The 14,044-nt window shown below is 67.2% G+C and carries 11 protein-coding genes and 1 pseudogene; 8 read left to right on the top strand and 4 right to left on the bottom strand.

The annotated features are described in order from the left end of the window. Positions 1-288: 288 nt before the first annotated feature. Positions 289-1,197: a LysR family transcriptional regulator gene (locus V9L21_RS26210; protein WP_337315697.1), complete on the bottom strand. Its 909-nt coding sequence runs from the start codon at positions 1,195-1,197 to the stop codon at positions 289-291. A gap of 105 nt (positions 1,198-1,302) precedes the next feature. Between V9L21_RS26210 and V9L21_RS26205 the strand changes: the two genes are divergently transcribed. From V9L21_RS26205 to V9L21_RS26185, 5 genes are read left to right on the top strand one after another with little or no spacing between them, the layout of a single operon-like run. Beyond that, positions 1,303-2,274 carry a tripartite tricarboxylate transporter substrate binding protein gene (locus V9L21_RS26205; protein WP_337315696.1) on the top strand — a complete coding sequence of 324 codons (972 nt, stop codon included), beginning with the start codon at positions 1,303-1,305 and terminating at the stop codon, positions 2,272-2,274. 10 nt (positions 2,275-2,284) lie between these two features. Beyond that, positions 2,285-3,193, top strand: a complete 909-nt coding sequence (locus V9L21_RS26200; protein WP_337315695.1) for an FAS1-like dehydratase domain-containing protein — start codon at positions 2,285-2,287, stop codon at positions 3,191-3,193. Positions 3,194-3,212: 19 nt separating this feature from the next. After that, a complete protein-coding gene (locus tag V9L21_RS26195) occupies positions 3,213-4,394 on the top strand; it encodes a CaiB/BaiF CoA transferase family protein (RefSeq protein WP_337315694.1) in 1,182 nt (393 codons plus the stop codon). Then, positions 4,391-5,269 carry an HpcH/HpaI aldolase/citrate lyase family protein gene (locus V9L21_RS26190; RefSeq protein WP_337315693.1) on the top strand — a complete coding sequence of 293 codons (879 nt, stop codon included), beginning with the start codon at positions 4,391-4,393 and terminating at the stop codon, positions 5,267-5,269. Before V9L21_RS26195 ends, V9L21_RS26190 begins: the two co-directional genes overlap by 4 nt. Positions 5,270-5,321: 52 nt before the next feature. Beyond that, positions 5,322-6,326 (top strand): tripartite tricarboxylate transporter substrate-binding protein, encoded by a 1,005-nt coding sequence (locus V9L21_RS26185; RefSeq protein WP_337315692.1) that lies wholly within the window; start codon positions 5,322-5,324, stop codon positions 6,324-6,326. Between the two features lie 27 nt (positions 6,327-6,353). On the opposite strand, the gene V9L21_RS26180 is transcribed toward V9L21_RS26185, so the two are convergent. The 3 genes from V9L21_RS26180 to V9L21_RS26170 are packed head-to-tail and all read right to left on the bottom strand — an operon-like array spanning position 6,354 to position 9,507. Beyond that, the gene (locus V9L21_RS26180; RefSeq protein ID WP_337315691.1) at positions 6,354-8,603 is read right to left on the bottom strand and encodes a xanthine dehydrogenase family protein molybdopterin-binding subunit; all 2,250 of its coding nucleotides are present in this window, start codon (positions 8,601-8,603) and stop codon (positions 6,354-6,356) included. Between the two features lie 13 nt (positions 8,604-8,616). Then, positions 8,617-9,090 carry a (2Fe-2S)-binding protein gene (locus tag V9L21_RS26175; RefSeq protein WP_258505656.1) on the bottom strand — a complete coding sequence of 158 codons (474 nt, stop codon included), beginning with the start codon at positions 9,088-9,090 and terminating at the stop codon, positions 8,617-8,619. A 39-nt stretch (positions 9,091-9,129) separates the two neighbouring features. After that, a complete protein-coding gene (locus V9L21_RS26170) occupies positions 9,130-9,507 on the bottom strand; it encodes a c-type cytochrome (RefSeq protein ID WP_337315690.1) in 378 nt (125 codons plus the stop codon). Between the two features lie 363 nt (positions 9,508-9,870). On the opposite strand from V9L21_RS26170, the gene V9L21_RS26165 reads away from it, so the two are divergent. From V9L21_RS26165 to V9L21_RS26155, 3 genes and pseudogenes are all read left to right on the top strand, one after another. After that, entirely contained in the window at positions 9,871-10,803 is a 933-nt protein-coding gene (locus tag V9L21_RS26165; RefSeq protein ID WP_337315689.1) for an ABC transporter substrate-binding protein, read from the top strand. A gap of 1 nt (position 10,804) precedes the next feature. Then, on the top strand, positions 10,805-12,454 hold the full coding sequence (locus tag V9L21_RS26160) for an amino acid ABC transporter permease/ATP-binding protein (RefSeq protein ID WP_337315688.1): 1,650 nt from the start codon (positions 10,805-10,807) through the stop codon (positions 12,452-12,454). 23 nt (positions 12,455-12,477) lie between these two features. Beyond that, positions 12,478-13,716, top strand: a pseudogene (locus V9L21_RS26155) (acetamidase/formamidase family protein); the annotation flags it as partial. Positions 13,717-14,044: the final 328 nt, after the last annotated feature.

The following is a 14,044-nucleotide window of genomic DNA, read 5'->3' as shown; positions in this document are numbered from 1 at the left end:
AAATAAAGGAGGAGGGGCGCAGCCCCGGGGGACATTCGCGGAGGGGAGTACCCGGTGGCCTTTGCACCCGCCCTGAACAGCAGCCCTGAACAGCAGACGCCACCTTGTTCACCGCCCAAATTTTCAGCAAACTGTTTATTCCCCTTGTAAAACAACAACTTAAATCGCGTTTACAAGGAAGCACATCAGTTATCCCCAAAGTTGTCCACGGAAAATGGGGACGGCACCGGCTTCTTCACAATCCGCTCGCAAGTCCTTGTTTTATTGGCCCGCGGCGCCGGAATTCAGTCAAATAGCAGCCTGCTCACCCGCATAGTGCCGGCACAGCGTTTCGACCAACGCCTGCGCATAGATCGGCAACGCCGCCCGGTCTCGCACCAGCAAGTACCGCTCCCGCACACACCACGCATCGCTCAGGTCGATCAGCGCGAGCTGCATGCTCTCCTGGTTGCGACGTGCGGCCGATTCCGGCACCACGCCAATGCCCACGCCGCTGCCGATCATCCGGCACATCGCGTCGAAGCTGCCCAACTGGATGCGCAGCTTCTGCCGCTTGCCGAGGTTGTCTGTGATCTGAGCGAGAAACGTCTGCAAGGTGCTGCCTTGCTGCATGCCGATCGCGTCTTCGTCCAGCGTCTCGGCAAATGAAATCTTTCGGCGCTTTGCGAAGCGGTGCTTGCGGGATGTGACGAGCACCAGCCGGTCGGTGCTGAAGTGAATGGCTTCCAGGCCCAGCGTGTCGACGCGGCCCGCCACGATGCCGATGTCGGCGCGGCCGTCGAGCACGCCGCGCGGGATCTGAGCATTCGGTTTTTCCTGAAGGTCGACGTTGATGCGCGGGTTGTGCGCAAGAAAGCCGGGCAATATTTCGGGCAGGAAATCGGTCACAGCCGTGGTGTTGGCGAACACGCGCAGGTGGCCGCGCAGGCCGCCGCCGTATTCGAGCAGGTCGGCGCGCAGTTGCTCCGTTTGATGCAGCACCAGGCGCGCGTGATGCAAGAAGGCTTCACCCGGAGGTAGCAGTCGCACGCCGCGTGCTTCGCGCTGCAGCAGCTGCAAGCCCGCCTGCGTTTCGAGCGCCTTGATGCGCGCACTGGCCGCCGCAAGCGAGAGGTGCTGCCGCTCGGCGGCTCGCGTGAGGTTGCCGAGTTCGGCCGTGGCAACGAAAAGGCGCAGGTCGGTCAGGTCGAAGAGCATGGGCCATCGTACCCAAGCCTTCGGTAAATCAGAAGGCTGGGTTCCGAAATCGCAGATTGCGCGCAGGGGTAGGGCGGAACACCATGCGGCCATGGAGACAAAGACATGAGATTTCGCGCACTGGCCTTTCTTTCGTTCGCCGCCGCATTGATTGCCGCAGGCCCGGCAACCGCGCAGCCGTACCCCTCGCGCCCAGTCACCCTCATCGTGCCGCAGGCCGCGGGCGGCACCAACGACATCGTGGGTCGCCTCGTGGGCCAGAAGATCGGCGAGGTCATGAATGCAAGCGTGGTGGTCGACAACCGGCCCGGCGCGGGCGGCAACATCGGCACGCAGCTCGTCGCCAAGGGCCCGAAGGACGGCTACACGCTGCTCATGACCATCAGCAGCAGCCAGGCCATCAACCCGGCGCTCTACAAGAACGCGGGCTTCGATCCGGTGAAGGATTTCAAGCCCGTGGGCCTGATCGGCGCGGTGCCCAACGTGCTGCTGGTCAACCCGTCGTTTCCGGCCAAGGACTTCAATGAGTTCCTGAAGCTTGCGCGGGAGAAGGGCGCCAACTACCAGTACGCCTCCGCCGGCAACGGCACGCTCAACCACCTGCTTGGCGAAATGCTCAACAGCATGGCCGGCATTTCTTTGCAGCACGTGCCGTACAAGGGCGTGGCGCCTGCGCTGAACGACGTGCTCGGCGGGCAACTGCCCATCGTTTTTGCCAGCCTGCCTTCAGCGCTTTCGCACATCAAGGCGGGCAAGCTGCGCGCGCTGGCCGTGAGCGGCGACAAGCGCTCGCCGGTGCTGCCCGACGTGCCCACCATTGCCGAGGCGGTGCCGGGCTACAACGGCACGCTGTGGATCGGCCTGTTCGCGCCGGCGGGCGTGCCGGCCGACGTGCTCGCCACGCTGCAAGACGCCACGCGCAAGGCGCTGGCCGCAAAGGACCTGCGCGACAAGCTCGACCAGCAGGGCGTCGAAATCGCAGCGCCCACCACGCCGGAGCAGTTTTCGAAGCTGCTGCAGGACGACCTCGCCAAGTGGGCGCGCATCGTCAAGGCATCCGGTGCGGCGGTGGACTGAAAAAAGAACCATGAGCAATCACACCCCAGAGAATTCCTCCCGTCCGATCGACGGCGACACCCTGGCAAGGCTCCAGGCATGGCAAGGTCGCAGCGAAACACTGGCCGACGAAGTCACCGCCGCGCCCGTGCGCGCACTCTCCGCCACGCTGGACCGCGACGACCCGCTTCCTGGTGCCGGCGCGCGCCTGCCCGAGCTCTGGCACTGGCTCTACTTCTTGCCGCACCACCGCCAATCCGAAATCGGCGAAGACGGCCATGCAAAGCGCGGCGGCTTCCTGCCGCCCGTGCCGCTGCCGCGCCGCATGTGGGCCGGCGGACGGCTGGTGTGGGAGAAGGGCAATCCGCTGCAAGTCGGCGACACGGTCGAGCGCACCTCGACCATCGCTTCCGTCACGCACAAGGCCGGCCGCAGCGGCGAGCTGGTGTTTGTGCTCGTGCGCCATGAAGTGCGAAACGAACGCGGCCTTGCGCTTACCGAGGAGCACGACATCGTCTACCGCGCCGCGGCCGCGCCCGACGAGAAAACCCCGCCACCCACGCCCGCGCCCAAAGACGCCGCCTTCAGCCGCGAGATCGTCTCCGACGACGTGCTGCTGTTCCGCTACTCGGCGCTCACCTTCAACGGCCACCGCATTCACTACGACCGCCGCTACGTGACGCAGGTCGAGGGCTATCCGGGCCTGATCGTGCATGGGCCGCTCATTGCCACGCTGCTGGTCGACCTGCTGCGCCGCAATGTGCCGGGCGCGCAGCTCGCGCGCTTCGAATTCCGCGCCGTGCGGCCGACCTTCGACATCGCGCCGTTCCGCGTGCATGGCAAGCCGGCCGAAGGCAGCACCGACGGCAAGACTTTCAGCTTGTGGGGCGAAGACGCCGACGGCTGGCTCACGATGCAGGCCACGGCCGTGCTCGCATGAACACAGGGAGAACAAGCGAATGACAAGACCTCTCGACGGCATTACGGTGGTTTCGCTCGAGCACGCGATTGCGGCACCGTTCTGCACCCGGCAACTGGCCGACCTCGGCGCCCGCGTCATCAAGGTGGAGCGGCCCGGCGTCGGTGACTTTGCCCGCGCCTACGACGCCCGCGTGGGCGGCGAGGCCTCGCACTTCGTGTGGGTGAACCGCTCGAAGGAAAGCCTCACGCTCGATCTCAAGCAACCGGCCGCGCTCGCGGTGCTGCAAGAGCTGGTCGCCGAGGCCGACGTGCTGGTGCAGAACCTCGCGCCCGGCGCGGCTGCGCGCATGGGGCTGGGTGCCGAAGCGCTGCAGGCGAAGCATCCGCGGCTCATTGTGTGCGACATCTCGGGCTACGGCGAAGACGGCCCCTACCGCGACAAGAAGGCCTACGACCTCCTGATACAGAGCGAGGCGGGCTTCCTTTCGGTCACGGGCACGCCGGACGATCCGTGCAAGTCCGGCAACTCCATCGCCGACATTGCGGCGGGCATGTACGCGTACACCGGCATCCTTGCGGCGCTGCTGCAACGCGGCAAGACCGGCAAGGGTTCGCACATCGACGTGTCGATGCTCGAATCTCTCGCCGAGTGGATGGGCTACCCGATGTACTACGCCTACGAAGGCGCCCCTCCGCCGCCGCGCAGCGCCGCATCGCACGCGACCATCTATCCGTATGGCCCGTTCCCTGCCGGCGACGGCGGCACGGTGATGCTGGGCCTGCAGAACGAACGCGAATGGCGCGCCTTCTGCGAGAAGGTGCTGCTGCAGGCGGGGCTTGCCACCGATGCGCGCTTCGACAGCAACGCGCGGCGCAACGAGAACCGCGATGCGCTGCGCGCCATCATCGTGGAGACCTTTGGCGCTCTCGACACTGCACAGGTGCTCGAGCGCCTCGATGCCGCGCAGATTGCCAATGCGCGCATGAACGACATGGCCGGGCTGTGGGCGCATCCGCAATTGCAGGCGCGCGACCGCTGGCGGCAGGTGGGTTCGCCGGCCGGCGCTATTCCGGCCCTGTTGCCCGCAGGCCGCCAGAGCGCTTTCGACTACCGCATGGACCCGGTGCCCGCCGTCGGCGAGCACACCGAAGCCATTCTGCGCAGCCTGGGGCGAGGCGAGGCGGACATTGCCGCGCTGCGAGAAGCGGGGGCGGTGTGAGCACGGCGCACGCGGCACTGCCGCTGCCGCTGGCAATCGCGCGCACCTTCCTGTTCGTGCCCGCGGACCGACCCGAGCGCCATGCGCGCGCGCTGGCCAGCGGCGCGGGCGGCGTGATCGTCGACCTGGAAGACGCCGTGGCGCCTGATCGCAAGGCGGAAGCGCGTGCGCAGCTGAGGGCTTCTTTCTCTGCCTTGAGTGCAGTGGAACGGCAGCGCGTGCTGGTGCGCATCAACGCCTGGGGAACACCGTGGCACGGCAGTGACCTCGCGGAGGTAAGCGAGCTCGCCGCCCAAGGCTTGATCGCCGGCGTGATGCTGCCGAAAGCCGAGCGTGCGGCCGATCTGCAGCAGCTCGGTGTAGCCATCGGGCCGAAGGGCCTGATCGTGCCGTTGATCGAATCGGCTGCGGGCCTGGAAGCCGCGCGCGAACTCGCGGCCGCGCCGCAGGTGCTGCGGCTCGCATTCGGCAACCTCGATTTCCAGGCAGACCTGGGGCTTGCCTGCGATGCGGACGAAGCCGAACTGGTGCCCGTGCGCCTGGCACTGGTGCTCGCCTCGCGCCGCGCCGGGCTTGCGGCGCCCATCGACGGTGTCACGCCCGATTGGCGCGATACGGCGCGGCTCGCCAACGACGCGGCACGCGCCCGGCGCGGCGGCTTCGGCGCCAAGCTTTGCATTCACCCGGACCAGGTTGCGCCCGTGCATGCCGCGCTCGGCCCAAACCCCGACGAGCTTGCGTGGGCGCGCCGCGTGATGGACGCAACCCATGCCGCAGGCGGCGGTGTCGTCAGCCTCGACGGACGCATGGTCGACGCACCAGTGGTGCGGCTCGCAGAGCGCCTGCTCGCACTCGAATCGCAAGCTCCGCCCTGAAGGCGGCGGGGCTTCGGACATTCGAAACCAATAACCCCAAGGAGACAACGAAGTGAAAGCAACAAAAAACTGGAAGACTCGGACGGCACTCGCGGCATCGCTGGGCGCCTGCCTGCTGGCCGCTCAAGCGCCGGCCACGGCGCAGGCACCCTGGCCCGACAAGCCCATCACCATGGTCGTACCGTATTCAGCCGGCGGGCCTACCGACGTGGTCGCGCGCATGCTGGCCATTCCCATGGGCAAGTCGCTCGGGCAGACAGTCGTCGTCGAGAACACCGTCGGCGCGGGCGGCACCATCGCGCCCGGGCGCGTGGCCAAGGCGGCGCCCAATGGCTACACCATCCTGATCCATCACATGGGCATGGCGACCGCGCCCGCGCTCTACAAGAAGCTCAGCTACGACCCGCTGAAAGACTTCGAATACGTCGGTCAGGTGATGGACGTGCCGATGACGCTGCTTTCGCGCAAGGACTTTCCGGCCAACAACTTCCAGGAGCTGCTGGCCTATGTGAAGGCCAACAAGGACAAGGTCACGCTCGCCAACGCCGGCGTCGGTGCGGTGTCGCAGCTGTGCGGCATGCTCTTTGCCCACCAGATCGGCGTGCAGCTCACCACCGTTCCTTACAAGGGCGCCGGCCCCGCGCTCAACGATGTGATGGGCGGGCAGGTCGATCTGCTGTGCGACCAGACCACGCAGACCGCCCCGGTCATCAAGGACGGCAACCGCGTCAAGGTGTTCGGCGTGACCACGCCCAAGCGGCTGTCGAGCATGCCCAACATCCCGACGCTCGACGAGCAGGGCCTGAAGGGCTTCGACGTGAAGGTGTGGCACGGCATCTACGCGCCCAAGGGCACGCCGCCGGCGGTGATGCAAAAGCTCAACACGGCACTGCGTGCGGCGCTGCAGGACGACATGGTCAAGCACCGCTTCGCCGAACTGAGCACCGAGGCCGTGCCCATGGACAAGGTCACGCCCGAAGCCCTGCGCACCCACCTCGCGGCCGAAACCGAGAAGTGGGGCAAGGTGATTCGCGCGGCGGGCGTGCAGGCGGACTGAGCCTTTCCCTGCGCCGCGCACGGCCGCTCAGGCCAGGTTGAAAGGCAGCTGGCGCAGCGGCTTGCCCGTCAGCCGCGCGAGCGCATTGGCGAACGCCGGCGCCAGCGGCGGCAGGCCGGGCTCGCCGATGCCGGTGGGCGCATCGGCGCTCGGCACCACGTGCACATCGAACTCCGGCATGTGGGTGATGCGGGCGACCGCAAAGTCGCCGAAGTTGCTCTGCTGCACTTCGCCGTCCTTCAGCGTGATGGCGCCGCCCGGCAGGCACATCGACAGGCCCATGACCGCGGCGCCCTGCACCTGCGCTTCCACGCTGCGCGGATTGACGGCCAGGTTGCAATGCACGCCGGCGGTCGCGCGGTGCAGCACCGGCTGACCGTCTTTCACCGAAGCCTCCACCACATAGGCCACCACCGACTCGAAGGACTCGTGCACCGCCACGCCCCAGGCGCGGCCCTGGGTCAACTGCTTCTTGCCGTAGCCGCTCTTGTCGACTGCCAGTTGCAGTGCGGCGCGATGGCGCGAGTGCTTGTCGCCGAAGAGCTGCATGCGGTAGGCCACAGGGTCCTGCTTGGTGCTGTGCGCGATCTCGTCGATGAGCGTTTCCATCACGAAGGCGGTGTGCGTGGAACCCACGCTGCGCCACCACAGCACAGGCACGTTGACCTTGGGGTGGTGCACGGTCAGGCGCATCGGCAGCGGGTACGGTTCACGCATGCCCTCTGTGGCTGACGCGTCAATGCCGTCCTTGACCTGGAACGACTCGAACACCGTTCCCGTGAGGATGGACTGGCCCACGATAACGTGGTCCCACGCCAGCACCTTGCCGCGCTCGTCGAAGCCGATGCGCGCGCGGTGCAGGTGCATGGGGCGGTAGTAGCCGCCCTTGATGTCGTCTTCGCGGCTCCACAGCAGGCGCACCGGCGCGGTCAGGCCCGCGGTGCGCGCGGCCTTGGCGATCTGGCAGGCCTCGACCACGTAGTCGCTCGAGCCCACGAAGCGCCGGCCAAAGCCGCCGCCCGCCATTTGCACATGCACGCTCACCTGCTCGGGCTTGAGGCCCAGCGTGCGCGCCGCCGCGGCGGCGTCCAGCCCGGCGCTCTGCGTGCCGACCCAGAGCTCGGCGCGGTCGGCCGATAGCTTCACGGTGCAGTTCAGCGGCTCCATGGGCGCATGGGCCAGGTAGGGGAACACGAACTCGGCATCGAGCTGCCTGGGCGCCTTGGCCAGCGGCGCCATGTCGGCGTCGAACTTGCGCGGGCCGGGCTTGGTGGCCAGTTCGCGGTACTGCACCAATTGCTTTTCGCTGTCGACCTTTTCGACGGCAGAGGTATCCCACTGCAGCTTCAGCGCATCGCGGCCCAGCTTGGCCGGCCAGTAGCCGTCGGCCACCACGGCCACGCCTTCCGCGCCGCGGTCGAGCGGCACGCGCAGCACCGCCTTCACGCCCTTCACGGCACGCGCCGCGCTGTCGTCCACCGACTTCAGCCGCGCACCGAACACCGGCGGATGGGCCACGACCGCGGTGAGCTGCCCGGGCTGCTTGACGTCGATGCCGAAGTCCTGCCGCCCGCTGCTCTTGGCACGCGCATCCAGCCGCGTGGTGGGCCGGCCGATGATCTTGAAATCCTTCGGGTCTTTCAGCGTGACCTTCTCGGGCACCGGCAGCGCCATGGCGGCCTCGGCCAGTTCGCCATAGCTCGCCTTGCGCCCGCCCGGGCCCAGCACCGTGCCGGCCTGCGTGCGCAGCGTGGCGACGTCGACCTTCCAGCGTGCGGCGGCGGCCGAAAGCAGCATGGCCCGTGCGCGCGCGCCGAGCTCGCGGTATTGCGTGAAACTGTTCTTGATCGAGTTGGAGCCGCCGGTCAGGTGCATGCCGAACACGGGGTCGTGGTAGGCGGCATCGTTGGTGCCGCTCTTGCTGCGCACCAGGCTCCAGTCGGCATCCAGCTCTTCGGCCAGGATCATCGGCAGGCCCGTTTGCACGCCCTGACCGAATTCAAGCCGGTTGTGGGTCACGGTGACTTCGCCGTTGCGGGCAATCTGCACGAAGGCGAGCGGCTGCTGCGACGGCTTCAGTCCGCCTGCCGGCTTGGCCGCACCGTCGGCTTGCGCCATGGCCATGTGGGGAAACGCGCCAATCGCCAAGCCGCCGACGCCGGCCAGCTTCAGGAAGCTGCGGCGGGGCAGGGCGGCGGTTGCATCAGGCTGGCTTGCAGCCATCAGGCGCTGCAGGGCGCGCGGCAGTTCGCTCGGATCGATATGGGTGGGCAACATGTAGCGTGCTCCTTCAGGCCAGGGTCTTGGCGGCATCGGCCACCGCGGCCCGAATGCGGGCATAGGTGCCGCAGCGGCAGATGTTGCCGGCCATGGCCGAGTCGATCTCGTCGGTGCTTGGCTGCTTGCCGGGCGGGAGCGATTTGATGAAGGCCGTGGCGCTCATGATCTGGCCGCTCTGGCAGTAGCCGCATTGCGCCACGTCGTGCTTGACCCATGCGGCGTGCACGGCCGCGCCAACGCGGTCGCTGCCGTCGGTGGCGGCTTCGATGGTGACGATCTTCTTGCCTTCGGCCGCCGAGATCGGCGTGATGCACGAGCGGATGGCCTGGCCGTCCAGGTGCACGGTGCAGGCGCCGCACAGCGCGGCGCCGCAGCCGAACTTGGTGCCGGTCATGCCCAGCGTGTCGCGCAGGGCCCAGAGGATGGGGGTGCCGGGATCGGCGTCGACCGTGTGTTCACGGCCATTGACGTGGAGCGCGCTCATGTTCTTTTCTCCGCAGGTGGGGGTGGTGATTTCTTGCGACTACTTGGCGCCGTCGAGCAGCCATTGCGCGAGCAACTGTGCGTCGGCGTCGGGAACCTGTGCTTGCGCGGGCATCGGCATCGGGCCCCACTTTCCGGAGCTGCCGGCCTTGATGCTTGCGGCCAGCTGCGCGGCCGTTCCCTTGCCGTCGCCGTACTTTGCGCCGATGTCTTTCCAGGAGGGCCCCACGACCTTTGCCGTGGCTTGGTGACATGCAACGCATGAGTATTTCTGGGCCAGCGCTGGGCTGGCGGCGGCGGGTGCGGGCCATGCGATGCCCGCGGCAATGCACGGCACGGCCACGAGCGAAGCCAGCAAGGCGCGCGGAATGGCGGTGGTGCGGCCAGAGGCGCGGTGCGGTTTCCGGTCTTCGTTCATTTCCTTCAGGCCCCTTTGCTGCGGCGCTCATCGTGTGATGCGCGACTTTAGAGACGAGGGTCTGAAAGAGTTAGTGGTCAATGCAGCATGCCTTTTGAAGCGGTGCTTCAAAATGCGAAGGCGCCGAATAAAGGTGCAGCCTCGGCGGCCAGCCTCACCGTGTTCACCGAGGTCATGCTGCAAGGCCATCACCGCGAAGACTTCGTGCGCTTCGAGGCCGCGATCCGCGTCGCGGTTCGCACAAGCAGTCGTGCGCCCACGCACAAGTGCGGCGGCGACGCAGCTCCTACGCTCACATGGTGCGGTGCAGCAGGCTGGCGTGGTGCCAGCCGGCTCGCTCCGTCTCCACAGGAGCCTCGGACCATGCAAAACCTTCCCCTCCCGGCCGGACGCTGCGTCCGGCTTCGCGCGCTCGCACCGGCCGGCATGCGCGCTGCGGCCATCGCGTTGATCGGGCTCTCGGCTCTTGCGCTGACTGCCGCACCCGCGCATGCCGAGGCCGCCAAGGCGCCGGCGGAGTGCGCCGCACTGCAAGCCAAGTACCCGCAGTTCAAGGGCAAGACCCTGGTCAACGCGATCAACCCGCACACGCCCGGCTACGAAACCATCGATCCCAAGGATCCGAGCAAGTACATCGGCTTCGACATCGACCTGGGCGAAACCATCGGCGGCTGCCTGGGCTTCAAGCTCACCTACAAGCCCGTGACCTTTGCGGCGCTGCTGACCACGCTGCAGGCGGGGCAGGCCGACATCGTCATCTCCGACATCTACGCCACCGAAGAGCGCGCCAAGGCGGCCGACTTCATCACTTATTCGAAGGTGTTCGACGGCGTGCTGGTGGCCAAGGGCAACCCGAAGAAGATCACCGGCATCAATACCTCGCTGTGCGGCACGGTGGCTGCCGAGAACACCGGCTACGTCGAGGTGCCGCTCATCCAGGCGCTTGCGCCGCAGTGCAAGGCCATGGGCAAGCCCGAGCCGGAGGTTCAGCTCTACGACAACAACCAGAACTGCATCCAGGCCATCCTTGCGGGCCGCGCGGACACCTACATCAACGACGTCAACACGGTGGACAGCGCCGTCAAGGCCTATCCGGACAAGCTGGAGAAGGCCGCCGCGGTGACGCTGCCGTACTCGGTGGGCATTGCCGTGCCCAAGGGAAAGACGGAGTTCCGCGACGCGGTGATGGCCGCGCTGGTGGCCATTCAGAAGGCCGGGATCCAGACCGAGCTGCTCAAGAAGAACGGCCTGCCGGTCGAGAACCTCGAAGCGCCGCGCCTGCTAGTGGCGAAGTGAGATGGAGCTCTTCCTCCACTACCTCTCCATGCCCTACCTGATCCAGGGCATCGTCTTCACGCTTGCAGCCACCGGCATCGGGCTGGCGGGCGGAGTGGTGGTGGGGTTGGTGCTTGCGGCAATGCAGCTCAGCCGCTTCAAGCCGCTGGCCGCGTTTGCCCGGGGCTATGCGGTGATCTTCCGCGGCACGCCGCTGGCGCTGCAGATGATCTTCTTCTACAACGCGCTGCCGCACGTGGGCATCGTGCTGCCCGGGCTCCTGGCCGCCGGCCTGGCGCTGGCGTTCAACGAGGCCACGTTCATCGCCGAGATGTTCCGCTCGGGCGTCGTCGGCGTGGACCGCGGCCAGGTGGTGGCCGGCCAGGCGCTGGGCATGACGCCGCGCGTGCTCATGCGCCGCATCATCGCGCCGCAGGCCCTGCGATCGATGATTCCCGCGATGGGCAACGAGGCGGTGAGCACGCTCAAGAACTCCTCGCTCGCCTCCGTGATCGCGGTGCAGGAACTCACGCTGCGCAGCTCTCAGTTGGCCTCGTCCACCTTCGATTTCTTCTCGGTGTTCTTCGCCTCGGGGCTGATCTACCTGGTGCTGACCGGCGCGATCAGCCTGGTGCAGCTGGCGCTGGAAGCGCGCTTCGACCTGGACCGCCCGCAGGCGCTGCGCGGACTGGCGCTATGGCTGCCGTGGCGCCGTGCCGCGGCACCATCCGCGGGCCCTTCGGCTTCGAAGGAAGAAAGAACAGCCGCGGAAGTTCCAGAGGTCGGGTCCGAGGACGCGGCCCCCGTTGTTCGGCCGCTTGCCGTCGCAGCGTCCGTCGAACGCACGGCACGCGCTTCCCGGCTGGCCGATGCGCCCGTGGCCTTGCGCATCAACGGCGTGTCCAAGGCCTATGGTCCGCAGTCCGTGCTCAGGGATCTGAGCCTGACGGTACACGCCGGCGAAGTGGTCGCGTTGCTGGGCCCGAGCGGCTCTGGCAAGAGCACGCTCCTGCGCTGCATCAACCATCTCGAAAGCTGGGACGCGGGGCAGGTCCATGTCGGCGGCCAGCGCCTGGGCTACCGGCCCGACGGCCAGCTCATGACCCCGAGCGACTTGGCCCGCGAGCGCGCGCGCCTGGGCGTGGGCATGCTGTTCCAGCAGTTCAACCTGTTCGCCCACCTGACGGCACGCGAGAACGTGGCCGGCCCGCTACGCTGGGTGCACGGCTGGACGGCGGAAGACGCCGACCGGCGCGCAGGTGAACTGCTGATGCGGGTGGGCCTGGCGCACCGCGCCGAAGCGCTGCCGCGCCACCTGTCCGGCGGCCAGCAGCAGCGCGTGGCCATCGCCCGCGCGCTGGCGCCGGGGCCCAGCGTGCTGCTGCTGGACGAGCCCACGTCGGCACTCGATCCCGAACTGGTCAACGAGGTGCTGGAGGTGATCCGCCGCCTGGCCGTCGAGGAGGGACTGACGATGGTCATCTCCACTCACCAGCTGCGGTTTGCGGCAGAGGTGGCTGACCGCGTGGTGTTTCTTTCCGGCGGCCGCATCGTCGAAAGCGGCCCCGCGCTCGAGGTGCTGCAGCACCCGCAGCAGCGCGAAACCGCCCGATTCCTGAGCGTGATGTCGGCCGACGTGCTGCCGGTCGCTTCGACACCCGTGCCCGCCTGAGTCTGCCCCGATAGGACCCCATGAAACACCACATCCTGCCTGTCTCTCCCCAGACCATCCACTGGGGCTATTTCAGCAAGGCGGTTGCGCCGTCGCTGGTCGTGAAGTCAGGCGACCGCGTGACCATCGAGACCTTGACGCACCATGCGAACGACGATCACGAGCGCATGATTGCCGGCGACCCCGGCGCCGAATCGGTGTTCGCGTGGACGCGCGAGCACAAGGCCGTGCCGCGCCGCGGCGCCGGTCCGGTGACGGGGCCCTTCAAGCTCGGCGAGGGCGAAGGCGTGGGCGTGCACCTGCTGACCGGCCCGGTCGTGATTGAAGGCGCGGAGCCGGGCGACGTGCTGGAAGTGCGCATCCTCGACGTGCGGCCGCGGCCCAGCTGCAACCATTGCTATGCGGGCCGTTGCTTCGGCTCGAACGCGGCCGCTTCGTGGGGCTTTCATTACCGCGACCTGATCGAAGAGCCCAAGCCGCGCGAGGTGGTGACGATCTTCGAACTCGACACCTCGGGCGAGCCCTTCGCGCGTGCCGTGTACAACTACGTGTGGACGCCGCAGACCGACCCCGACGGCGTGGTGCACGCCACCATCGGCTACCCCGGCGTGCCGGTCGACCACACGCTGGTGCGCAAGCGGGAAGACATTCTGCGCAACGTCAAGGTGCCGGCGCGCCTGCATTTCGGCACCATGGGCCTTGCGCCTTCGGAGTCCGATTTCGTCAGCTCCATTCCACCCAGCTACACCGGCGGCAATATCGACGACTGGCGCATCGGCAAGGGCGCGCGCATGTACTACCCGGTGGCCGTGCCCGGTGCCTTCTTCTCGGTGGGTGACCCGCACGCCGCGCAGGGCGACAGCGAGCTCGGCGGCACGGCCATCGAAACCTCGCTGACGGGAGACTTCGAATTCATTCTGCACAAGCAGTCCGAACTGGGTGGCACCTTGCTCGAAGGCCTGGACCATCCGCTGCTGGAGACCGAAGAGCAGTGGTCGGTCTACGGCTTTACCTATCCGAACTACCTGGCGGCGCTCGGGCCCGATGCTCAGACGGCGATTGCCGGCAAGTCGTCGCTCGACCCGGCCATGCGCGATGCCTTCCGCAAGCTGCGCCGCTTTCTGATGACGGTGCACCGCCTCAGCGAGGATGAAGCCATTGCATTGCTGTCGGTGGCGGCAGACTTTGGCGTGACGCAGGTGGTGGACGCCAACTGGGGTGTGCATGGTTCGATCCGCAAGAGCGTCTTCGCGAACCGGTGACTGCGGGCTCGGTGTCGTGTTTCACTGGGAATGGAATTTTTCACCGAGGTTGGAACTGTAGCTACTGCTGGCGCCGCAAGCCAGGTTGTCTCGACAGGGGGCGCCCTGCATATCGCTAGACCGCTGGACCATCTTGGGGTGTCTTGCTCGCCACATCGCGGCGCCAGCCGCTGCGCGTGCGTGCGTGCTGGGCTGGGTTGACCACCGGCGCGGGCCGCAGACACGACAGAATGCGACAGACGACCGCACTCGGCCGATTGTGTTGAAAAACTCCGCTGAATTCTAGGAACTGGCTCGCAGTTTGCATGCCCTTCATCATCGATGGAGG

Source organism: Variovorax sp. CCNWLW235 (assembly GCF_037204085.1).
Classification (GTDB): domain Bacteria; phylum Pseudomonadota; class Gammaproteobacteria; order Burkholderiales; family Burkholderiaceae_C; genus Variovorax.
Note: the sequence above shows the minus strand (reverse complement) of the source record. Positions and strands in the feature narration are given on the sequence as shown.